Source organism: Stenotrophomonas maltophilia group sp. LNF247, from assembly GCF_054083135.1.
In genome coordinates this window covers 19,920-40,680 of sequence record NZ_JBSRQL010000001.1, presented here as the reverse complement: position 1 = coordinate 40,680, position 20,761 = coordinate 19,920, and the positions used below count along the sequence as shown (strand labels likewise).

23 protein-coding genes and 2 pseudogenes are annotated in these 20,761 nt (G+C 65.6%); 13 read left to right on the top strand and 12 right to left on the bottom strand.

What is annotated here, in order from left to right:
* Positions 1 to 3 precede the first annotated feature (3 nt).
* Genes ACTXG9_RS00215 through moaA form a run of 4 tightly spaced genes read right to left on the bottom strand, consistent with a single transcriptional unit; the run spans position 4 to position 3,501 of the window.
* Positions 4 to 264, bottom strand: coding sequence for a MoaD/ThiS family protein (locus tag ACTXG9_RS00215; protein WP_005416856.1), 261 nt, complete (start codon positions 262 to 264; stop codon positions 4 to 6).
* Positions 264 to 1,517 carry a molybdopterin molybdotransferase MoeA gene (locus tag ACTXG9_RS00210; protein WP_111098104.1) on the bottom strand — a complete coding sequence of 418 codons (1,254 nt, stop codon included), beginning with the start codon at positions 1,515 to 1,517 and terminating at the stop codon, positions 264 to 266. The genes ACTXG9_RS00215 and ACTXG9_RS00210 overlap by 1 nt, the downstream gene beginning before the upstream one ends.
* Complete coding sequence (gene moaCB, locus ACTXG9_RS00205) at positions 1,517 to 2,512, bottom strand: bifunctional molybdenum cofactor biosynthesis protein MoaC/MoaB (RefSeq protein WP_111098103.1); 996 nt, start codon at positions 2,510 to 2,512, stop codon at positions 1,517 to 1,519. The genes ACTXG9_RS00210 and moaCB overlap by 1 nt, the downstream gene beginning before the upstream one ends.
* An 8-nt stretch (positions 2,513 to 2,520) precedes the next feature.
* Positions 2,521 to 3,501, bottom strand: coding sequence for a GTP 3',8-cyclase MoaA (gene moaA / locus ACTXG9_RS00200; protein ID WP_111098102.1), 981 nt, complete (start codon positions 3,499 to 3,501; stop codon positions 2,521 to 2,523).
* 194 nt (positions 3,502 to 3,695) lie between these two features.
* On the opposite strand from moaA, the gene ACTXG9_RS00195 reads away from it, so the two are divergent.
* Positions 3,696 to 4,100 carry a hypothetical protein gene (locus tag ACTXG9_RS00195; RefSeq protein WP_032954242.1) on the top strand — a complete coding sequence of 135 codons (405 nt, stop codon included), beginning with the start codon at positions 3,696 to 3,698 and terminating at the stop codon, positions 4,098 to 4,100.
* On the opposite strand, the gene ACTXG9_RS00190 is transcribed toward ACTXG9_RS00195, so the two are convergent.
* Positions 4,094 to 4,423, bottom strand: a complete 330-nt coding sequence (locus tag ACTXG9_RS00190) for a hypothetical protein (RefSeq protein ID WP_005416862.1) — start codon at positions 4,421 to 4,423, stop codon at positions 4,094 to 4,096. The two genes, ACTXG9_RS00195 and ACTXG9_RS00190, sit on opposite strands and share 7 nt — an antisense overlap.
* A gap of 573 nt (positions 4,424 to 4,996) precedes the next feature.
* Between ACTXG9_RS00190 and ACTXG9_RS00185 the strand changes: the two genes are divergently transcribed.
* Complete coding sequence (locus ACTXG9_RS00185) at positions 4,997 to 5,371, top strand: hypothetical protein (protein WP_188250255.1); 375 nt, start codon at positions 4,997 to 4,999, stop codon at positions 5,369 to 5,371.
* Positions 5,372 to 5,390: 19 nt separating this feature from the next.
* Here ACTXG9_RS00185 and ACTXG9_RS00180 read toward each other — a convergent pair whose 3' ends face one another.
* The 6 genes and pseudogenes from ACTXG9_RS00180 to ACTXG9_RS00155 all read right to left on the bottom strand — a co-directional run bounded on the left by ACTXG9_RS00180 (position 5,391) and on the right by ACTXG9_RS00155 (position 9,203).
* On the bottom strand, positions 5,391 to 5,777 hold the full coding sequence (locus ACTXG9_RS00180; protein ID WP_188250254.1) for a hypothetical protein: 387 nt from the start codon (positions 5,775 to 5,777) through the stop codon (positions 5,391 to 5,393).
* A gap of 241 nt (positions 5,778 to 6,018) precedes the next feature.
* Entirely contained in the window at positions 6,019 to 6,408 is a 390-nt protein-coding gene (locus tag ACTXG9_RS00175; protein WP_329859125.1) for a hypothetical protein, read from the bottom strand.
* Between the two features lie 487 nt (positions 6,409 to 6,895).
* The gene (locus ACTXG9_RS00170) at positions 6,896 to 7,219 is read right to left on the bottom strand and encodes a hypothetical protein (protein WP_188250252.1); all 324 of its coding nucleotides are present in this window, start codon (positions 7,217 to 7,219) and stop codon (positions 6,896 to 6,898) included.
* A gap of 318 nt (positions 7,220 to 7,537) precedes the next feature.
* A complete protein-coding gene (locus ACTXG9_RS00165; protein ID WP_188250251.1) occupies positions 7,538 to 7,978 on the bottom strand; it encodes a hypothetical protein in 441 nt (146 codons plus the stop codon).
* A 175-nt stretch (positions 7,979 to 8,153) separates the two neighbouring features.
* A pseudogene (locus ACTXG9_RS00160) lies at positions 8,154 to 8,774 on the bottom strand (RHS repeat-associated core domain-containing protein); the annotation flags it as partial.
* 42 nt (positions 8,775 to 8,816) lie between these two features.
* Positions 8,817 to 9,203 (bottom strand): hypothetical protein, encoded by a 387-nt coding sequence (locus ACTXG9_RS00155; RefSeq protein ID WP_134955521.1) that lies wholly within the window; start codon positions 9,201 to 9,203, stop codon positions 8,817 to 8,819.
* 146 nt (positions 9,204 to 9,349) lie between these two features.
* Here ACTXG9_RS00155 and ACTXG9_RS00150 point away from each other — a divergent pair, with 146 nt between their 5' ends.
* Complete coding sequence (locus ACTXG9_RS00150; RefSeq protein ID WP_188250250.1) at positions 9,350 to 10,171, top strand: alpha/beta fold hydrolase; 822 nt, start codon at positions 9,350 to 9,352, stop codon at positions 10,169 to 10,171.
* A 35-nt stretch (positions 10,172 to 10,206) separates the two neighbouring features.
* Here the strand turns inward: ACTXG9_RS00150 and ACTXG9_RS00145 are convergent, their stop codons facing one another.
* On the bottom strand, positions 10,207 to 11,001 hold the full coding sequence (locus ACTXG9_RS00145; RefSeq protein WP_188250261.1) for an AraC family transcriptional regulator: 795 nt from the start codon (positions 10,999 to 11,001) through the stop codon (positions 10,207 to 10,209).
* 166 nt (positions 11,002 to 11,167) lie between these two features.
* Here ACTXG9_RS00145 and ACTXG9_RS00140 point away from each other — a divergent pair, with 166 nt between their 5' ends.
* The 10 genes and pseudogenes from ACTXG9_RS00140 to eptA all read left to right on the top strand — a co-directional run bounded on the left by ACTXG9_RS00140 (position 11,168) and on the right by eptA (position 20,718).
* A complete protein-coding gene (locus ACTXG9_RS00140; RefSeq protein ID WP_457654772.1) occupies positions 11,168 to 13,042 on the top strand; it encodes an FUSC family protein in 1,875 nt (624 codons plus the stop codon).
* Between the two features lie 4 nt (positions 13,043 to 13,046).
* Entirely contained in the window at positions 13,047 to 13,256 is a 210-nt protein-coding gene (locus ACTXG9_RS00135; RefSeq protein WP_111098097.1) for a DUF1656 domain-containing protein, read from the top strand.
* Position 13,257: 1 nt separating this feature from the next.
* On the top strand, positions 13,258 to 14,142 hold the full coding sequence (locus ACTXG9_RS00130) for an efflux RND transporter periplasmic adaptor subunit (RefSeq protein WP_021204233.1): 885 nt from the start codon (positions 13,258 to 13,260) through the stop codon (positions 14,140 to 14,142).
* Entirely contained in the window at positions 14,139 to 15,575 is a 1,437-nt protein-coding gene (locus tag ACTXG9_RS00125; protein ID WP_456115696.1) for an efflux transporter outer membrane subunit, read from the top strand. The genes ACTXG9_RS00130 and ACTXG9_RS00125 overlap by 4 nt, the downstream gene beginning before the upstream one ends.
* Positions 15,576 to 15,709: 134 nt before the next feature.
* Positions 15,710 to 16,057 carry an RcnB family protein gene (locus ACTXG9_RS00120; RefSeq protein WP_021204235.1) on the top strand — a complete coding sequence of 116 codons (348 nt, stop codon included), beginning with the start codon at positions 15,710 to 15,712 and terminating at the stop codon, positions 16,055 to 16,057.
* Positions 16,058 to 16,129: 72 nt separating this feature from the next.
* Positions 16,130 to 16,351 (top strand): annotated as a pseudogene (locus tag ACTXG9_RS00115) (nuclear transport factor 2 family protein); the annotation flags it as partial.
* Between the two features lie 117 nt (positions 16,352 to 16,468).
* Positions 16,469 to 17,143 (top strand): response regulator transcription factor, encoded by a 675-nt coding sequence (locus ACTXG9_RS00110; protein WP_019659910.1) that lies wholly within the window; start codon positions 16,469 to 16,471, stop codon positions 17,141 to 17,143.
* Positions 17,140 to 18,372, top strand: a complete 1,233-nt coding sequence (locus ACTXG9_RS00105) for a HAMP domain-containing sensor histidine kinase (RefSeq protein WP_021204237.1) — start codon at positions 17,140 to 17,142, stop codon at positions 18,370 to 18,372. Before ACTXG9_RS00110 ends, ACTXG9_RS00105 begins: the two co-directional genes overlap by 4 nt.
* A 59-nt stretch (positions 18,373 to 18,431) precedes the next feature.
* Positions 18,432 to 18,818, top strand: coding sequence for a diacylglycerol kinase (locus tag ACTXG9_RS00100; protein WP_021204238.1), 387 nt, complete (start codon positions 18,432 to 18,434; stop codon positions 18,816 to 18,818).
* Positions 18,819 to 18,891: 73 nt separating this feature from the next.
* Entirely contained in the window at positions 18,892 to 20,718 is a 1,827-nt protein-coding gene (gene eptA, locus ACTXG9_RS00095) for a phosphoethanolamine transferase EptA (protein WP_456115695.1), read from the top strand.
* Positions 20,719 to 20,761 lie beyond the last annotated feature (43 nt).

Sequence of the window (20,761 nt, the reverse complement as noted above, 5' to 3'; positions counted from 1 at the left end):
CGCTCAGCCCCCGCTCACCGGCGGCAGGATCGCCACCCGGCCATCGTCGGGCAGCGCCTCGTGGTCGCGCAGCACGCGTTGCTGATCGGCGAATGCCGAGTAATCCAGCAGGCCGGCACGGAAACCCGGCCAACGCAGTGGCAGCAGCTCGCGCAGCGCCTGGCGCAGATCGGCCACGGTGCCACCGGCCACCTCCACGGCAATCTCGCGGCTGGCATCCAGATCGGAGAACGCACCGAACAACTGCAGATTTACCTGTTTCATCATGACTCCTGGCTCACCAGCTGCACCGGTTCGTGGTGACCCCAGCCCTGCACCCGCACATAGGTGCCCGCGCTGGCCAGGTCTCCCTCGGACTCCAACACCACCCAGGCGTTGGCCTGCAGCATGGACATCAAACGGAATGATTCCTGCCCGGACAGCACGCGCGCACTCAGGCGACCCTGCGCGTCCACTTCCACCCGCGCCCGCGCGTGGAAGCGCAGGCCCGGCGGCGTGCGCACGTCGGCCTGCAGCGGCAACGTCAGCACCGGCTCTGGTGCCAGCCCCAGCAGGCGGCGCAGCACCGGCTCGACGAAGAAGCGCTGGCCCACGGCAGCGGAGACCGGGTTGCCCGGCAGGCCGAAATACAGCGCGCCATTGGGCAGCACCGCGAACAGCAACGGCTTGCCGGGGCGGATCGCCACCTTGTGGAACACGATGCGCGCACCCCGGCCGCGCAGCGCGTCGGGAACGAAATCGTAGCGGCCGGCCGACACCGCGCCGGTGCTGATCAACAGCTGCGCACCCGCGTCCAGCGCTTCATCCAGCACGGCATTGAAGGCGGCCACGTCGTCGCCCACCGTGCCCTGCCAGACCACCTCGGCACCGGCGGCCTGCAGGCGGCCAACCAGGTACGGCCGGTTGCTGTCACGAATCTGCCCGGACGCCAGCGTCTGCGCCGCCTCGGTCACCAGCTCCTTGCCGGTGGCGATCACCGCGGCCCTTGGCCTTGCCACCACCGCCACCTCGCCCACGCCGATCGCATGCAGCAGGGTGCGCGCGTTGATATCCAGCACCTGCCCGGCCCGCAGCACGCGCTCGCCGTCGCTTACATCCTCGCCGCGCAGGCGCACGTTCTGGCCCGGCTTCACCAATGCCTTCAGGGCAATGCGGGTCGGGCGGCCGTCCTCGCTGGCGAGGATCTCCACGTTCTCGACCGGTACCACCGTATCCAACCCGGCCGGCATGCGCGCACCGGTCATGACTTCCCAGGCACCCTCGCCGCCTTCGGCGCCAGCATCGCCGGCCGCCTGCCAGCCCTGCACCCCGAATTCGGTACCGGCCTCGAACGTCGCGCCGTCGGCGCGCAGCGCGAAGCCGTCCATCGCCGAATTGTCGAACGGCGGCAACGACTGCCCACTGATGATGTCACTGGCCAGAGTGCGGCCGCCGGCCTCATGCAGCGGCAGATGTTCAGCCGGCAGCGGCATGGCCGCGTCCAGCAGGTTCTGCAAGGCTTCGCTATAGGCAATCATCAGTGGCCACCACCCTCGACCATTGCCAGTGCGTGGCCCAGTACCGGCGCCAGGATGTCCAGGCACTGCGCCGCCGCCTTCGGGCTGCCCGGCAATGCAAACACCAGCATGTTGCCCAGCTGCACCACCTCGGCGCGGCTCAGCCAGGCCATCGGCGTGTGCTGTGCACTCAGTGCACGCACCATCTGCGCCAGGCCATGCACCGGCCGCGCGTTCAAGGAACGCAACGCCTCCGGGGTCAGGTCTCGCGGGCCCAGCCCGGTCCCGCCGGTACACAGGCACAGGCGCACGCCCTCGGCGGCCAAGGCCTGCAGGCGGCCCGCCAACGGCTCGATGCCATCGGGCAGTACCTCGGCGGCTACCACCTCGCCCCCCAGCTTCTTCAGCCCGGTCACCAGGGTTGGGCCAGAGATATCCTCATAGGTGCCTTCGCTGGCGCGATCGCTCAGCGTGATCACCGCGCAGGCCGCCCCCTGCAGCCCCTTCGGCGCACGCGGCTTGAACCTCTCACGCTCGGCCTCGTCCATGCCATCCGGGTGCAACCAGACACCGCGCTTGCCGCCTTCCTTGAACAGCAGGCGGATACCTTCGATGCGCAGCGCCGGTTCCACCGGCTTGCTCAGGTCGTACAGGGTCAGCAGCGCGGCGTTGACGCCGGCCAGCGCCTCCATCTCCACACCGGTGCGCGCCTCGCTGGCGCACTCGCACCACACGCGGATCGCCTGCCGCTCCGGCACCGCCGCGCAGAACACCTGCACCAGTTCCAGCGGCAGCGGATGGCATAGCGGCATCAGCATCGACGCCATCTTGGCGCCCTGCAGGCCGGCAATCTCGGCCATCACCAGCGCATCACCCTTGGGCAGGCGGCGCTCGACGATCAGCGGATACGCCACCGGACCGGCATGCAACTCGCCCACCGCCACCGCACGGCGGCGGGTGATGCGCTTGTCACGGACATCGGCCATATGGAAGGCCGCATTCAATTCCCCACTCATCGTGTTGCTCATCCTCCGATGGAGGCCAGGTGCGGGGTCAGCCCGGTCTGGCCCTGGTGCAGTCCATGCCCGGCCGCTTTCAGGCCAAGCTGGGTGGTGATGCGTGCCAGCAGCGCGTCATGGTCATCGTCGCGCTGCAGCAGCGGGCGTAGCGGCACGCCGAACTCGCCAAACAGGCACAGCCGCAGGTCGCCCCTGGCGGTCACCCGCAGGCGGTTGCAGCCCTTGCAGAAGTCACGCGAATACGGCGCGATGATGCCGATGCTGCCGCGATGGTCGGGGTGGCCGAACTCGCGCGCCGGGCCGGCATCGGCCGCGCGCGGGCGCTCGTGCCAGCCCGCGACCAGCAGCTGCTCGATCACCCGATCGGCGCGCAGGTGGTGGCGCTGGAAATAAGCTTCGTTGTCGCCGGTGCGCATCAGCTCGATGAAGCGCACGCTGAAGGGGCGGTCGCGCAGGTAGTCCATCCACTGCGGCAGCTCGTCGTCGTTCAGGCCACGCAGCAGCACCGCGTTGAGCTTGATCGCCGGCAGGCCCAACGCCTGCGCCAGGGCCAGGCCCTGCTGGATCTCCGGCAGGCGGTCATGGCCGGTGATGGTCTTGAAGCGTTCGCGCTGCAGGCTGTCCATGCTCACGTTCAGCGCAGTCAGGCCTGCCCGGTGCCAGCCCGGCAGGCGCCGCGGCAGCAGCGTGCCGTTGGTAGTGATGGCCACCTTGCGGATGCCCGGCACCGCCGCCACGGTGGCGATGATCTCGTCCAGGTCCTTGCGCAGGCTGGGCTCACCGCCGGTCAGGCGGATCTTGCTCATCCCCAGCGCCGCAAAGGCCCGCACCAGGCGGCCGATCTCCTCCACCTGCAGGAAGCGCGGGCGGCCATCGGCCTGGTAACCGTCGGGCAGGCAGTAGCTGCACCGGAAGTTGCAGGCTTCGGTCAGCGACAGGCGCAGGTACGGAAAGCTGCGTCCGAAACCGTCGGTGAGTTGGCTCATGGCTGGTCCACCTTGTTGCTCCACCGTCTTGCCTGTGCCCGGAACGGCCCGGATACCCTCGCCTGCTGGAACGATTGCCAGAGTACGCGGCCTTCAGTTCCATCGGCATGACTTAAATCAATCGCGTTCGGCCCCGCGCGGCAGGCGTTGTGGCAGCATGCGGCTTTCCGTGCAGCGGGCGTGTGACAACCCTCATGATGATGAACGATTTCCAGCAACTGCTGCACGCCGCCGGCGAGCAGGCTGAACCGCAACGCCTGCTGTTCGTATTCGTGCGCGCCGAGCTGCCCGAATCGCCCACCAGCGACCAGCGCGACCGTCATGACCGCCGCGAGGGCGGCACCCTGTCGCCGGTGCTGTGCGTGGACAAGCTGCCGGCCGAGGTGCCCAGCTTCCAGGCGCTGGCGGCCGAATCGACCACCACCGGCATCGACTGGGACCTGGTGTTCGTAGCGGCGCTGGATGGCCGTGGCGGTTTCGCGCCGAACAGCGACGAAGCCGCGCGCCCGTTGCGGCTGATGGTCAACGCCATCCATGACGGTCAGATCGGCCGCTTCGCCGCCTTCGACCGTGGCGGCGAGCCCGTTCAGTTCTATTGAGCCACCAGCTGCAGGGTCAGGAAGAAGATCACCAGCACGGTGTTCAGCCCCCAGGCCACGGTCAGCCCGCGCGCCGCCACGCCCAGGTTGGGGTTGTGCGCGGTGGGCGCCGCCCGCCAGACCGCCGGGATGATCCAGCCGGTATAGAGCAGCAGCACGGCAAATACCCCCAGCAGCAGCGTGGTGCGCTGGTTGGCCAGCGCCCAGAGGGCCACCGCCCACAGAATGTTGCTGGGAATGACGCCCTGCAGCCAGAACACACTCCACAGGCGGGAACGGCCTTGGGTGTCGGGGGTGGGGTGCAGCGAAGCGGTGGCGGTCATAAGTCTCCTTCTGTTTAGGAAACGTGCTGAGCAAGCCTGCGCTTGGTGGCTGGGAACGTCAACCCGAGTCGCACGTCACGCTTTGGCACCCGTAGACGCGGGCCGAGCTCGACACAGGTCGCTCCCCGCAGAGCCTGTCGTCATCGCCCCTCCCCCCTTGTTCCCTAACGCCCCCCAACCTCGACATCTGTCGCAGATTGCACGGTGCGGGCGGACCGCCGCGCCAGCCAGCGCTGGCAGTGCTTAACAGCATGGGAGAATGCCGAAAGCGTCTCCAATCGAGTGATGTTTACAACTCTTCTGATTGGCATTGCACAGCGCCAGGGGCTCAGATGGCGTGCCACCGGAAAAGGGTGGCCGGGCTTCGAACACCCGAGTTGATGTTGATGTATGCGCTTGCCAGCCGGCGCCACCTCAGCGTGGCGCCGGCTGGCAATCCGTCTGCCGGCTATGGCGGGCGGTGCGTGGGGGCCTTCGGGCCCGCCGGACTGACATCAACCCGGTGTTCGAACCACGTACCGTCCGCCACTTTTATGGGTGGCGGCTACCGATTGCCCTGCACGGAGCCTTGCCATGAATGAATCGGACTTCCCGCATCTGCACGCCTACCGCGGCACCGCCGGCGACGACGGTTCGCCACAAGCTGCGCCCGCAGTAGACAGGAACACCTTCATTGCCAACCTCCACCGCATCGGCTCCGGTGCGGCGGCCGACGGGCAACCCTGGCCGGAGCGTCACCAGCTGCCCGGTCGCTGCCTGGCCCTCGCCGATGCCGATTGCGCGCTGAGCGGGTTGCGGGTGGTGCTGGAAATGCTGCTGGCGGCGGAGCGCACCCGGCAGAATGGCGAACCCGGGCAGTACGTGGGCGACCGGGTGATGGAGGGGTTGGTCATGGCCTGCCAGTCGTTGTGCGCGCAGGCGGTGGGGCGCTTGCAGCCCGAAGGGTGAATGTCATGTGCAACGCCCTTCAGCGAGAACCGCCTTCCACCCGACATGCCAGCGGCGTAGCGCCCTTCGCCGAGGGAATCGCGAGTACATTCCAGCGCTCGGCCAAGGTGCGTTCGACGCGGAAAGAAAATGACCGTGCCTCGGCGGGCATCTTCCCTTCAGAGAAGCCGATGGCTATCTCGAAACGATCCAATCCGAGGTTCCCCGCCTCCAGTCCTGAGCCATCTTCCCGCTTCACTCCGACGTAGACGACAGGGCGCTTCACGTCCACCTTTGCCCTGGCAAGCTGGCGATCCAATTCAGCGCTGCCATCGAAGTACTGCATTCCTTCGTCCTTGGCGATAGAGCTGAGGGTCTGCTTGAACCGATTCACGCCCTCCTGGTCATGCACGCAGAACTGGATCATCTTAAAGGGCCGCTTTCCTACAGCCCATGCGCCGCCAGAGAATCCAAGTCCGACTCCAATCAGAAGTAGTGCTGTCAGGATCCTCATCATCAAGGCCCCAATTTGCAGAGTGTGGCAGCCAACGTCGCCGCAGGGCCAAAAATCATGACCCCAAGGACATCTCCGCTCGGTCTTCTCAGGCGCCTTCCGCCGGATGAGGGAGACCTTGTCGGGGGTGAGGAATCTGGGCACGGAATGTCCTTCAGGGCACTGCACCCGCCATCGGCAGATGCTCGATCCGCCATGTCCTGGCGTAGATGAGAATTACGCTTCCGGTCGAGGTGGTCTCGATACGGAAACATTTCAGGCCGGACAACGGATCGCCGACCGCCTTCCAACGATCAAGAAGATGAGCAAGCCCCGGCTCCTCGTCATCGACCCTGGCGAACTCTATTCCCTCCTCCCCCAGTACGCCGAAGTTCATGAGCGCCGAGCACCCGTAGGCTTCCGAGAAGTAGACGGTTGCCTGCCGGCCGTCCGGCCAGCGCACGTGGACCCTTACCTCGTCGCATACGCCAGGTTTGCTCCTGTCAATGTTGATGGCCAGCAACGTGGCGTCACACCATTCGAGGGAGTTGAAATCTTGGTTCATCTACTGGAATCCACCAGATGCATACCACGGTGGTGCGACCTCGTCCGCCCCTTCCTCTCTCTCACCACTCCTGAAGCTCCCCAAGGTTGAGATGCCGAGCATAGGAGCGCCGACTACTGATCAGCACCCGCTTGGATGCGAACCTCCGGCCGTCCCTGCATTCAACGGCGAATTGGTAGCTCTGGGGTTCCGGCCCTGCAACGACCATCATGGGGACCGAGAATGTGCTTCCAACCGGTTTCGACGAAACTACACCTTCGCCCTCCCCGAGCATGCTCAGCTCACAATCCAGAGCGCGAACGTCACCCTGACCTGGCGGCACGCTTCCCGAGACGCGCACGATCATATCGCCACCCAATGTTGCACAGCCGGCCAGAACCAGACCGGCCATGACAGCTGCGGCACACCTCACCTTTGGCATCCCCGAATCCTCAGTACGCACTGCGACGTCTCACGCCGATAGCCATTCAGGGACGCATCAATCTCATCAATAGATACCCGCCATGATACGAATATAGTCGTCGAGCGAATCCACCCGCCGATCGACTGCAATACCACGTTCTTTTGCGAGCGATTGGAGCTCGAATATCAACACCCCATACCCCGAGTCCCAACCATGAGCTTCACCAGGCGACAGTTCCTTCGAAAATCGATCTCCAGGACGGAGCTTCCCAGAGGGCAAACGAAGCTCGTCTGCAACATGCTCCAGCAGCTCCACTACGGTTTCCTGATCCAGGCCACTGTCCGCATAGTATCGGTCATAGAAGCCAGTTGGCGACAGCGCCTCTCTTTCTCTCAGGCTTTCCTTCATTTCCATTCGCCTCCATCCACCGCCTGCGCTGCAGCCACAATAGAGCATGGAGCCGATATCCCATAGGTCCTCCCGCACAGTCGTCACCGCGGCCCAGCAATCTTCCTGCCGAACGCCAGGGTGCTTAAAGCTTGCCGGACCATCCGATCTTCTTACACGGCCCTCCCATTCGTGAACACGGACCAGTGGCAAGGTCGATTTGACACATACCCGAACCCACACGACGCTCGGCCGGAAAGTGCCGAATCAGGCACCGGGAAAGGAGACCGCCACGTGCCACTCACGCATTTCGCTTACTGGGTGAGACCGCCCAGCCAACTATAATTTTATTCCGCTGTAAACAAGGCCCAGCTCTTCATCGCGCATGACCCAGCGGCCAACATTTCCCTCCGGACACAGATAGAACTTGCCGCCATAGCTTGACGCTCGCGACCACGCGTTGCGGGCAAACTGAGGAAATCTCCGCATGACTCGCGCGTCGGACATCTCCGGCCTGCTCACCAGCCTACATTCTTCGGGCAAAGTAAGAGCCCCGCTGGTCAGGCGGAAAACCAGCCACGACTCATTTGTGTCCATGTCGTGCGACTCGCGTATGTTGACTGCGTCCTCAGGCAACCATGAAGGCAACCATTTCGATTCACCGATTGCTTGCCTTGAGACGGCTTGATTGCGGTCTGCATACTCGGTGCTGGCAACTTCCATGCAACCAGAAAGTGCGATTGACAGCGTCACGATTGGGAGCAGCTTGGGGGCGTACATCTGAGGCATCCGAGTCATCAGCAAGGGAAGTTTCCACCGGGTCGATAGCTCCCGCACATCTGCGAGCAACTCCGCGTACGGCTCATTTGTCCAGATGATCGTCCGAGGCGGTTTGCCAGCTGATCCGCAGCGGAGTCAGCGGTGGAGTCGCCCTTGGTGTTTTGATCGAACCACTATAGTTGTAGAACCACCCGCTCGCATCCGTGGCCTGCTGGCCCGGGAAGCGCAACGCCAGCTCGAACACCACACCATCGCCATCTGGATCGGCACTCGGAAGCTGGTTGCCGAATACCTCGCTCTTGTTGCTCCACTCCCAGATCGCCACATCGCGCACCGGATCGATCACCACGTGCGGTGTGCCCAGATGATCCGGCTGCACGTAGGCCAGCTCCGGCACGCCGGTAGCCGGCACATTGATCAGCGCCACCGGGTAGTTGTCCAGCCAGATGGCCAGCTGCTCCGCCTGGCCGGTGGCCGAGTAGTTGCCCAGCCACTGCCCTGCTTCGTCGTACAGGGTGATCTGCGCCGCGCCACCGGCCGGGGTGCGCAGCACGCGCTCACCGCGATGGTTGTAACCGTAGCTTTCCAGCACGGCATCACCCTGCCTCACCGCGTTCATGCGGTTCGCATCGTTGTAGATGAACGTCTTGCTGCCGATGCTGGTGGTATTCCCCGCTGCGTCATGGTTGCGCACCTCGCCATCCACCGCAGCCAGGCGATGGCTGGTTGGGGGATAGGTGTAGCTGGCGGTGCCTGCCGAAGTGGTCAGCGGGGTGCGATTACCGGTGGAGTCAAAATTCTCAAGCCCCCTCTTCGAAGAGGGGGCTGAGAAGGCACGCTACTCTTGTGATCCACCAGCCAAATGCTGCTTTCTCCTCAAGGCAACGAGAAAGAAGGCTGTCGCAGCTAGCAACGCGCCACACGCATCCCAGATTCGGTCAAGCCACAGCATCAAAGTGAAAATGGCCAGCCACATTACAGATAGTGCAAGAAACCATCCGCGCGTCAGCTTCATAGGGCTCAATACACAGTTTGAATTCCAACCATAGCGCAGACGATACCCAATGCAACCTAATAGATTGCCGGCATCCCTTCCTCCAACTGCTGCGACGCCGGCGACAAAGGGCAAAAGCAGCGTCAGATCCGACGCACCAGATGCCGGCAAGGTCAGCCGCGTTGATAGGGGGGGGCGGAAGAACCCGCAGCGCAGGCGCAGCGACCTCATGCACCATGACTTCCTGCACAGGGAGTAGGTGTTATACCTCACTACATTACCAGCACGACCCGTCGCGAGGTCGGCAGGCTGTGGCACTCCGCTGCAGACCTGACCCATCGGAAGGGCTGGCACGCGCACGGCCCAGGGGAACGGCAATGAAGAGCAGCCGAGTGACGTTGTGGGCGCTGGCCGCGATGATGGCCGCAGTGGGCACCGCGCACGCAGGGGAAATCCAGGTGGATCGAGGCGCTTACGCACTGCAGGCCGAAGAAACGGGGTCAGGCCCGATCACCGTGGTCTTTGAATCCGGTTTCGGCCAGGGCGCGGGCGCCTGGAAGGAGGTGGTCGCGGGTCTGGGGCGCAACTATCACAGCATCACCTACGCCCGTGCAGGACTCGGCAAGTCCGGCAGCGACGGTCACCCCAAGCGCATCGATGCGCATCTGGCCGACCTCACGGCCGTGATCGATACGCTCGCTCCCGGTCGCCGCGTGGTGCTGGTGGGTCATTCCTATGGCGGCCTGCTGGCCACTGAGTTTGCACGCCGCCATCCGGAGCGCCTGCAGGGCCTGGTGCTGGTGGACCCGGCCACGATGGGTCAGCGCCATGCGTTTAAGCAGGCCGACAGTGCCCGCGTGCAGGCAGACGATGCCCAGTTGCGGGCGATGCTGCCGCCGGCCATGGCCGCCGACTACGCCGTGCTGACCGAACAACTGGATGCACCCGGTGCGGAGACCCCGCGCACAATGCCGGACGTGCCGGTGGCGCTGCTGACTGCAACCCAGCTGGCTGCCGAACCGCTGTTCTTCGAGGAAACGGCGGCAGGCAAGTCGCTCTGGAAGGCGCAGCACGCCCTGCTCTTCTCGGGGTTCACGCGTGGCACACACCGCTATCTGGCAACCGGCCACACCCTCCAGCGCGAGGATCCTGCTGCGGTGGTGGCCGCGATTCAATCGGTCTCCGACACCTCGAAGTAGCCGTTCCAGGCAACGGCTTCCCCCTTTGTTCCCCGCTACTGCCCGCGCAGGCGCACCGCGAAGTACCGCGCCGGGGAAAGGCCAAGCGCCTTCTTGAACATCGTGATGAAGGCCGTCACCGACTCATAGCCCAGCGTCTCGGAAACGCGTTGTACCGGTGCGCCCGTGGCAAGTTCCCGAATGGCGATGAGCAGGTGCAGCTGCTGCCGCCAGCGCCCGAAGGACAAGCCCGTTTCCCGTTCGATGAGCCGGGTCAATGTGCGCTCGCCCAGGGCCAGGCGCACCGCCCACTGGCTGATGGTGCTGCGATCTGCCGGATCCGCCGACAGCGCCGCCGCCAACGCCCGCACCTTCGGGTGATGGCTGACCGGCAGCGACAGATGCTCGGCCGGCATCTGCACCAGTTCGTCCAGCAGCACCCGCGCCAACCGGTCGGTGTGGCTGCCATGCGGGTAGTCCAGCGGCGCGTCGGCCAGGTGCAGGATCATTTCGCGCAGCATCGAGGAGATCGCCAGCGTGACGCACTGCGCCGGCAGGTCGACGATGCCGGGTTCGACGAACAGATAGCACAGGCGCGCGTTGGCGGTGGCGCGGTTGCTGTGGGGCATGCCGCCCGGAATCCAGACGCCACACTGGGGCGGCACGATCCACAACGCGTTGGCCACTTCGCAGGTCACCGCCCCATGCAGCGCAAGAATCAGTTGGCCCTTGCGGTGCTCATGCACGGGAATTTCCGCGTCGTGCTCGGCCACCTGCAGGCGGCTGGCGACCGCCGGGCGATCGGTCTCGTCCGGGTCGAGGTCAAAGCCGGGGAGCGAAATGCGAGCCATTCTCACATTGACCGGTTTTAGCGATTGATTGTCATTGTAGCGAAATTCGCCATGGCGGCCGATCACTAGCATGAGCCGCATGCCCTCCCCTACCCCTTTCCGTCCCCATGTGTTCCAGGCATTCGCCCGGTTGAAAAGCCCTGCCCTCAGGACCGACCAGGAAGCAGTGCTGTTCTCGCTCAAATGCCTGCTCGCCGCGTCGCTGGGGCTGTATGTCTCTCTGCGGATCGGCCTGAATCGCCCGTTCTGGGTGATCGGCACGGTCTATCTGGTGTCGCAGCCCCTTTCCGGGGCAACACTGAGCCGCGGCCTGTTTCGCCTGCTCGGCACCCTGGGCGGGGCCGTCGCCACCGTCGCCCTGGTGCCACGCTTCGCCAATGCACCCCTGGTGCTGAGCGCCGCACTCGCCACCTGGATGGCGCTGTGCCTGTACCTGGCGATGCTCGACCGCACGCCACGTGCCTATGCGTTCCTGCTGGCCGGCTATACCACCAGCCTGATCGGGTTTCCTGCGGTGATGGTGCCGGCAGACGTGTTCACCATTGCCATCACGCGGGTGCAGGAAATCGCCATCGGCATCCTGGCCGCCACGCTGGTCCATGGGCTGGTGCTGCCGCGCCGGGTTTCGATGCGCGTGCACGCACGGGTCGCTGCCGTGCTGGATGACGCGGAACGATGGACACGGGACATGCGCGCCGGCGCATCGGACACGGTGCTGGCGACGGACCGCTCGAAAGTGGCGGCCGACCTGCTCGAGCTGCATGTGCTGTCGATCCACCTGCCCTTCGACAGCGCCCACGGCGTGGCCCAGGTGCAGATCCTGCGTGCCCTGCATGACCGGATGCTGGACGTGCTGATGCTGTCCAGCGCGGTGGAAGATTCCATCGACCGGCTGCGTTCACCACAGGCCGGCGCGATGGATGCAACGGGCTGGCGCGATCTGCTGCAGGCCGGCCTCGCCGCGCAACAGACCGAGCTCGACCTCGCCCACGCCGATTGCCGCGTACTGCAAGCGGAGCTGCACACTGCCCGGCCCGACTGGCGCCGGCATGTACCTGCCCGCCTTGCACGACATGTGCGGGGTGCGGTACTTCACCGGGATCATCGGCTTGCCCTGCGCAGCGCGCTGGGCGCGTTCGTCGGCATCCTGCTGAGCTGCGTTCTATGGATCGCTACCGGCTGGTCGGAGGGCGCCACGGCGGTGTCCATCATCGGCACGGCGTGCGTGCTGTTCGGCACGATCGAAGCGCCGGCACCGCATGTCATGCGCTACCTGGTGGGATCGTGCATCGGCGTGGCCGTCGGCCTGCTCTACGGTCTGCTGATCTTCCCCGCGTTGTCCGATATCACCGGCCTGATTACCGCGCTCGCGCCGGTGCTGCTGCTGTGCGGATCGTTCCTGGCCCGGCCGCCCTTCATCATGGCCGCCCTGGGCGTGGTACTGACCTTCCCGATCATCGCAGGCCTGGGCGCGACCAATTCGGTCAACATCGTCGGCGCACTCAACAACAGCGTTGCGCTGTTCGTGGGTACGACGGTGGCACTGTGCAGCATGCAGCTGTTCCAGACCGCCGACGCGGGCCGCAACCGCGCACGGTTGGAGCATTCGATCCGTCGGGATATCGCACGACACGCCGCCGGACGAGGTGATGTGACCCGCGCCTGGCTCAGCCGCATGCTGGATCGAATCGGGCTGCTCGCTCCCAGGTTGCAGGGCCGTTCCAGCGCCGCGCACGACCTGCGGGCATTGTTTGCGGACGTGCGTGTGGCACGAGCATCCAGCCAACTCCGCGCGCTGGAAAAGCGGCTGCACAACCCGCAGGTTCGGACGCTTCATGCGGCGCTGGTCGAACGCATCGCTGCACATTTCGGGGTTCGCGTCCACGCGCCACGCAGTGTCGATGCCCATCTTCTGAAGTTGTTGGACTGCATGCGCGAGGCCGCAACAGCCATCGCCGCGGCCGATCGAGGGTATCTGCTGCACCTGCTCAGCGGGTTGCGCCGCGACCTGCTCGTACCTCCGCTCACCCACCGGCGCTGACCTCATGCTTCCTGATCTTTCGATTGATGGCGTGCTGATTCCCGGCCTGCTTGCGGTGGCCATCGCCGCGCTGGCGCTGTCGGTACTGACCTCACGTTTCCTCGCCAGCCTCGGTCTGTACCGGTTGTTCGCCGCGTGGCCACTGGTGGGCCTGTCCCTGTTCGTAATCCTGGCGGAGCTGATGATCCGGCTCTCGCCCCTGCTCGAGAAATGAAATGAAAGACCTGCTTGCTGTCATCGGGCGCTGGAGCGCAACGCTGGGCGTGTGTGCGCTTGCCGCCATTGCCGCGTTCTCCCTCTGGAATCGTTACGAAACACGCCCGTGGACGCGTGATGGACGGGTGCGCGCCGATGTGGTGCGCGTTGCGTCGGACATGGGGGGGCTGGTCACCCAAGTGCTCGTGCACGACAACCAGCGGGTCAGTGCCGGCCAGCTGCTGCTGGTGCTCGATCAGCCACGCTTCGCCGCCACGCTGGAGAAGGCAGACGCGGCGGTCAGGAGCGCGCATGCCACGCTGGCGCTGGCTCGCCGCGAATCGGCGCGGGACAACGCACTTGGCAACCTGGTCGCTTCGGAAACCCGCGAACGCAATGCCGCCAAGGTCGATACCGAGCTGGCCGCGCTGGCGCAGGCACGGGCCGAACAGCGCGTTGCCCAGCTCAACGTGCAACGCACCGAGGTGCGCGCAACCACCGATGGCATCATCACCAACCTCGACCTGCACGCGGGCGACTACCTGCAGCCGGGGGCACAGGCGCTGGCGCTGATCGACACCCGCAGCCTGCGCATCGAGGGCTATTTCGAGGAAACCAAGCTGGGCTGCATCACCGAGGGCGATGCCGCCGTGGCCCGGCTGATGGGCGACAACCACGACGTGCGCGGGCACGTGGAAACCATCGCCGCCGGCATTGCCGACGATCAGCGCTCAAGCACACACAACCTGCTGCCCGCCGTGGCGCCAACTTACACCTGGGTGAGGCTGGCGCAGCGCATCCCGGTACGCATCCGCATCGATGATGCGCCGTCGGACACCCGCCTGATCGTGGGTCGCACTGCGAGCGTGACCATCGCGCCCTCGGCAGCGGGAGCCTGCAAGTGAGCCTGCGAACACTACGCGGTGGGCTGATTGCCCTGCTGCTGCCGATGACGGCCTGCGTCTCCGGCCCCGACTATCACCTGCCTGCGAATGCCGTCGCGGCCTCCCCCCAGGCGGCGCGGCCGTTCGTCTCAGGCCAGGACGCATCGTTCAGTCACGACGTGCCACCGGATCGGTGGTGGCAACTGTATGGCGACCCCCAGCTTGACGCCTACGTACGCGAAGCACTGGCGGCCAATACCGACCTGCGCGCCGCCGATGCCAACCTTCGGCGCGCCAGCGCTACGGTGCTGGAGTACCGTGCGCGCGGTGCCGTGCAGGCCGACGTGGATGCATCGGGCACGCTCGCCCATGCCGGTGGTTACACCCAGGCGTCGGCCGCGCCGCAGTCCTATGCGCTGGGCCTTCACCTCTCCTATCCACTGGATCTTGCAGGCGGTATCCGCCGCGGCATCGAAGCCGCGAACGCGGACGCCGAGGCCGTCGCTGCGGCGCGGGACCAGGTCCGCGTGGTCGTCGCTGCGGCCGTCACCCGTGCCTATCTCCAGGTATGCACCCGAAATCACACGCTCGCTGCAACCCGGCAGGTGCTGGCGGTGCAGCGCGCCACCCTGGAGGCAACCCGACACCTGGCTGCCGGAGGGCGTGGAACGGACTTCGATGTCAGCCGTGCCGGTGCCGCCGTCAACCGCAGCGCGGCGGGGATACCGCACCTGCTGGCGGAACGCCAGGCCGCACTGTTCGAACTGGCCGCATTGATGGGCAGGCTCCCGGCGGACTATCCCAGGGAGGCCGAAGCCTGCCCAGGCCCCCCGGAGCTGGAGCAGGCGCTGCCGGTCGGTGATGGTTGGCAACTGCTCCAGCGGCGCCCCGACGTACGCGCAGCCGAACGCAGCCTGGCCGCCGCGACTGCAATGATCGGTGTCGAGACGGCGGGTCTTTATCCGCAGATCACCTTGGGCGCCTCTTCGGGCGTGGCCGGCACACCGGCGCATCTGCTGTCGGCCGACGGCTTCGGTGCGAGCATCGGTCCCGTGCTGTCATGGCACTGGCCCAACCGCCGCGTGGCCAAGGCCCGCATCGCGGCGGCCGGCGCCAATGCAGATACCGCGCTCGCGTCCTTTGACGGCGTCGTGCTGCAGGCACTGCGCCAGACCGAGACCGCGCTTTCTGCCTGCACGCAGGAGCTTGAACGCGAGCGCAGCCTGGCGCAGGCGCGTGGGGATGCAGCGCGGGCCGCCGGGCAGGCGCAGCAGCTCTACCGTTTCGGCAGGATCGATTTTCTCGACCTGCTTTCGGCCCAGGCCGCGCTGGCAGATGCGGAGTCGGCATTGGCCGTCTCGCGCGCGGAGCGCATTGACCGGCAGATGGATCTTTTCCTGTCGTTGGGTGGAGGCTGGGCTGCAACAGATTCAGCCCCGGCCGGGGTCCAGTGATCCGTTGCCTGGCAGCGGCTGCAGGCCGCGCCGTCTGTTCAGAAAAGTTCCGCCCAAACCCGTATTCATTCACACTGACTGCCCTATATTCCCGCCACAGCGCCGCATGCTGCGGCCATGACGGAGGCACTTCCATGAAGACCACACGTTTGCTTGCCATCGCTTTGACCACCGCCACCGCGTTGGCTGCGGCCCCCGCCTTCGCTGACCCGCCGCATCACGCCCGCGGCAACGGCCCGCCGCCGCATGCCGGCGGCCCGCACAACCGTGATGCGCCGCCGCCCGGCTGGCAGAAGAAGGCCTGGCGTCGTGGCGACCGCCTGCCCTGGGCCGAAGTGGACCGCCGCTACTGGGTGGACGATTACGCGCGTTATGACCTGCGCAATCCGGGTCGCGGCCAGCGCTGGGTGCGCCAGTCCGACACCGAGTACCTGTTGGTGGAGATCGCGACCGGCTTGATCATCGACGCGCTGCATCGTTGAATGCGGAGCGCGCTGGGGCCCTGTAGCCGTGGCCCCGGCGGCGCTTCCACCCTACGAAGGCCGTCATGAACGATGCGAACCACCGGAATCCAGAACGCGCTTCTCGCTGCGTGCCTCGCCGCAGGCCTGCCGGCCCATGCAAGCCAGCGCCCATCATCGGCTGATGTGAATGCCATCGAACAGGTGGTCGAATCGTTCCGCACCTCGTTGATCAACAAGGACAAGCCGACCTACATGAGCCTGTTCTTTTCGGACAGACCGGAAGATATCGGCTGGCAGTTCGTTTCCGAAGATGCCGGCCGATTGAACGTCGCTTGACGCGGCCGAACCCAGGCCGCGAACCATTCAGCATGCGCATTGGCAATCAGTCAGGGATCGGGCACAGTTCGGCCACGCGCAAGGACGCACGCCATGACCCGCCTGCTGATCATCGAAGACAACCCCGAGCTCGTAGCCAACCTGTACGCTTTCTTTGAGCCTATCGGCTACGTGCTGGACGACGCCCGCGACGGTGCCAGCGGCCTGCGCCGGGCCACGCAGCACGACTACGACGCCATCCTGCTGGACCTGATGCTCCCGCGCCTGGATGGCATGACGCTGTGCCGAAAGCTGCGCCGGGAATTCCAGAACCCGGTGCCGATCCTGATGCTGACCGCGCGCGATCCGGTCGAGGACCGCGTGCAGGGCCTCGCTCTCGGCGCCGATGACTACCTGGTCAAACCGTTCTCGCTGAAGGAACTGGATGCGCGGATCAAGGCCCTGGTGCGACGCGCCCAGGGCCGTCAGGTCGACAGCGTACTGGCGTGGAAGGACTTGCAGGTAGATACGCGCTCGCCGCAGGCCTGGCGACAGGGGCGCTGCATCGCGCTGACGCCTACGTCGCACAAACTGCTGATGTGCCTGGTACGCGCGGCCCCGGCCGTGGTGCGCAAGCAGGAGATGGAATACCTGGTCTGGGGCGACGAGCCACCGGACAGCGGCGCGCTGCGTACCCACATCCATGAGCTGCGCCTGCAGGTGGACCGCAGCTTCGACACCACGTTGATCGCCACGGTGCACAGCGTCGGCTGGCGCATGCCGGCGTGACCCCTGCCGCTCTCTACCGCCGCCTGGCCCTGCGTACCCGCATCACGATTTCGTTCGTGCTGCTGATGGCCGGCGCGATGGGCTTCATCGTCCTGGCCGAACAGGTGGACTACGACCAGGTCAGGGCCGCGGTCATCGCCCGGACCCAGGACAGTGCCGTGCACAAGCTGCAGGCAGCGCTGGCCCGTGGCGAGCGCCCCGCCCTGCCCCCGGGCAGCCAGCTGTACGACAGCCATAGCGTGCCGATGGTGCTGCGCCAGTACGGCCTGGGCTACCACGGCGAAGCAGGACCCGACGAGTGGCACCTGCGTGTGTTCGACAGTGGCGGCCAGCGCTACTACCTGCTGCAGGACGCTGCACCCTATGGCTACCTGGAACACCTGATCAATGCCTTTGCCGCGGTGGTCATTTCGATCTGCGTGCTCGGCGCCTTCCTGATCGGTCGCAGGGTGGCATCGCACGTCATCGCGCCCATCACGCAGTTGGCCGATGCCGTGCAGAGCGGGCGGAAGCCCTTTCCCTGTCAGGACGCCCGCGACGAGATCGGTGTACTCGCCCGTGCCTTCGCCCGGCACAGTGATGAGCTCGAACGGTTCCTGCATCGCGAGCAATGCTTCAGCGGCGATGCCAGCCATGAGCTGCGCACGCCCTTGGCCATCATCGGCGGCGCTGCGGAAACCCTTGCCTGCCAGCTTCCGTCCGACAGCCACCTGGTCCCCAGCGCGGAGCGTATCCTGCGCACTACCCAGGAGATGCAGCGCCAGCTGTCCTGCCTGCTGCTGCTCTCACGTACCCCCGGCTCCGTGCCGCGCAACAAGGTGGCCCTGCGCCCATTGATCGAATCCTGCATGGAGCGCTGCCAACCGTGGATTTCCGGCAAGCCGGTGATCGTTGCGTTTGATGCCCGGCATGACGCCGTGCTGGACACCAACGCAGATCTGGCGCACAGCGTGATCTGGAACCTGCTGCGCAACGCCTGCCAGTACACCGAAAGGGGCGAAGTGAGGATCACCCTCCACGACACCGCACTCACCGTCGCCGACACCGGACCCGGCCTGCCCTCCAGTATCGACCCACAGCAGTTCCAGCGCTTCGTGCCCGGCAGCCCGCACAATGGCGAGGGACTGGGGCTGTCCATCGTGCAGCGCATCGTCGAGCACCTGGGCTGGAGGATGACGGTGCACTCCTCGCAGCAGGGATGCCGGTTCAGCCTGGAATGGCCCGCCTGACGGTTTCCTGACACGCGCGTGCACATGCTGGGGATTGCTCACTTCACGGCGGAAACGGCATGCAGCACCCCAAGGACAGCGGCAAGTACCCGCATGGCAAGACCGGCCTGGGCCGCATCTTCCACACCCTGATCCATTCGCGAGACGGATTCATCGCTACCTTTCGTGGCGAGGCTGCTTTTCGCCAGCTGCTGCTCCTGCACGCGCTGTTGATCACTGCAGCGTTCGTACTGGACATCAGCGCGGTCGAGCGCGCATTGGTGTTGGCGGTCTGCTTCATCAGCCTGCTGGTGGAACTGCTCAACTCGGCGATTGAAGCCGTGGTTGATCGCATTTCGCTGGAGCAGCATCCGCTGTCCAAGAACGCCAAGGACATGGGCAGTGCCGCGCAGACCACCGCACTGTTGATGGTCGGCGCAGTGTGGGGCGTGATCCTGCTGGGCTAGCCCGGCAAGGCTGACAACTTCCTGATAAAGCCGTTTCGATACTGCGCGCACTCCTGTTCCGCGGGACCTGCTCGTGCGCCAATGCCTCCGTTTTCCACGGCCCCATCCGATCATCCTGGTCTGGGCCGCAGCGTTTTTCTTCACCACGATTGGAAACATCGCCCTCTGGAAGTCGCTGTGGGGGCTGATCGACCTCAACAGCCTGCGCAGCGTGCTGTTCCTGGCCAGCTTGCCGGTGGTGCTCTTCTGCCTGTTCAACCTGATGCTGACGCCACTGCTGGCACTGCCGTTCCTGCGCAGGCCGCTGCTGGTGCTGCTCGTTGTCGTCAGCGCCGCCTGCAGCTACTTCATGCTGCACTACAACGTGCTGATCGATCGCAGCATGGTGCAGAACGTGTTCGAGACCAACCAGGCCGAACTGAACGCCTATCTGTCGCTGCCACTGCTGTTGACCTTGCTGGCGCTGGGCGTGCTGCCCGCTGCCGGGCTGGCCCTGGTGCGCACCACCAGCGGGGCCGGTTCGATACGTTCGCTGCTGGTGTGGCCAGTCAGCGTTCTGGCGTCATTGCTGGTACTGCTGGCAATCGGCTTCGCGTTCTACAAGGACTATTCCTCACTGCTGCGCAACAACCGCCACATCCGCGACCAGGTGCTGCCGTTGAACGTGGTGCGGCATACCCACGGTTATCTGAAAGGTCTCTACAGCACCCGCCAGCAACCGCTGCGCGCGATTGGCATGGACGCACAGCGCGCGCCGGGCCCGCGCCGGAAGCTGGTGATCCTGGTCGTCGGCGAGACCGCGCGATCACAGAACTTCCAGCTCAACGGCTACCCACGCGCGACCAATCCCCGGCTCTCGCGCAAGGAAGGGGTCATCAGCTTCAATGATGTCTCCTCATGCGGGACCGCCACGGCCATCTCGGTGCCGTGCATGTTCTCGCAGATGACCCGAGGCCAGTACGACGACGTGCGCGCCGCAACCGAGGAGAACGTGCTCGACATCCTGCAGCGCACCGGCATCAGCGTGCTCTGGCGCAACAACAACAACGGCGGCTGCAAGGGCGTGTGCGAACGCGTACCGACCGAGGACATGCCTGCGCTGAAGGTGGCCGGCCAGTGCGTCAACGCCGACGGCACCTGCTACGACGGCGTGCTGCTGCACCAGTTGGGCGCACGCATCGATGCCATCAACGGCGACGCCCTGATCGTGCTGCATCAGCTCGGCAGTCATGGGCCGACCTACTGTGAACGGTATCCCGCAGCGTCGCGGGCTTTCAGCCCGACCTGCGACAGCAATCAGATCCAGCACTGCAGCAACGAGGCACTGGTCAACACCTACGACAACACTCTGGTCCACACCGACCACCTGCTGGGCAAGGCCATCGACCTGCTGCAGGGCTATGCGGACCAGCGTGATGTCGCACTGATCTATGTGTCCGACCATGGCGAGTCGCTGGGCGAACGCGGGATGTACCTGCACGGCACGCCCTACTTCATCGCCCCGCGCGAGCAGACCCAGGTGCCGATGGTGATGTGGTTCTCAACGGAGTTCAGCCACAACGCGGGCCTGGACCTGGCCTGCATGCGTGGGAATGCGCTGCACCGCGCGTACAGCCATGACAACGTCTTCCACTCGTTGCTGGGCCTGTTCGGGGTCAGCAGCACGGTATACCAGCGCGATCTGGATGTGTTCGCCGGTTGCCGCACGGGAACGGCCCAGAGGACTACCGGGCCCGCGGTTGTCAGCGCGCCTGTTGCCGCGCTGCCAGCGAGGACCCGGCGTTGCTGGGCCAGGCTGAGCCTCGTCAGAAGTCCGCAGCTGCGGCGACGCGATGCTCTGGGCTGCTGGCGAGGCGTCGCCTTCGGATGGGTTCGCGGCACCGCTGGGCGCGGGGGGTGATCACCTTGATGACGTTGATCATCTTGATGCACCTGGCGGGCGC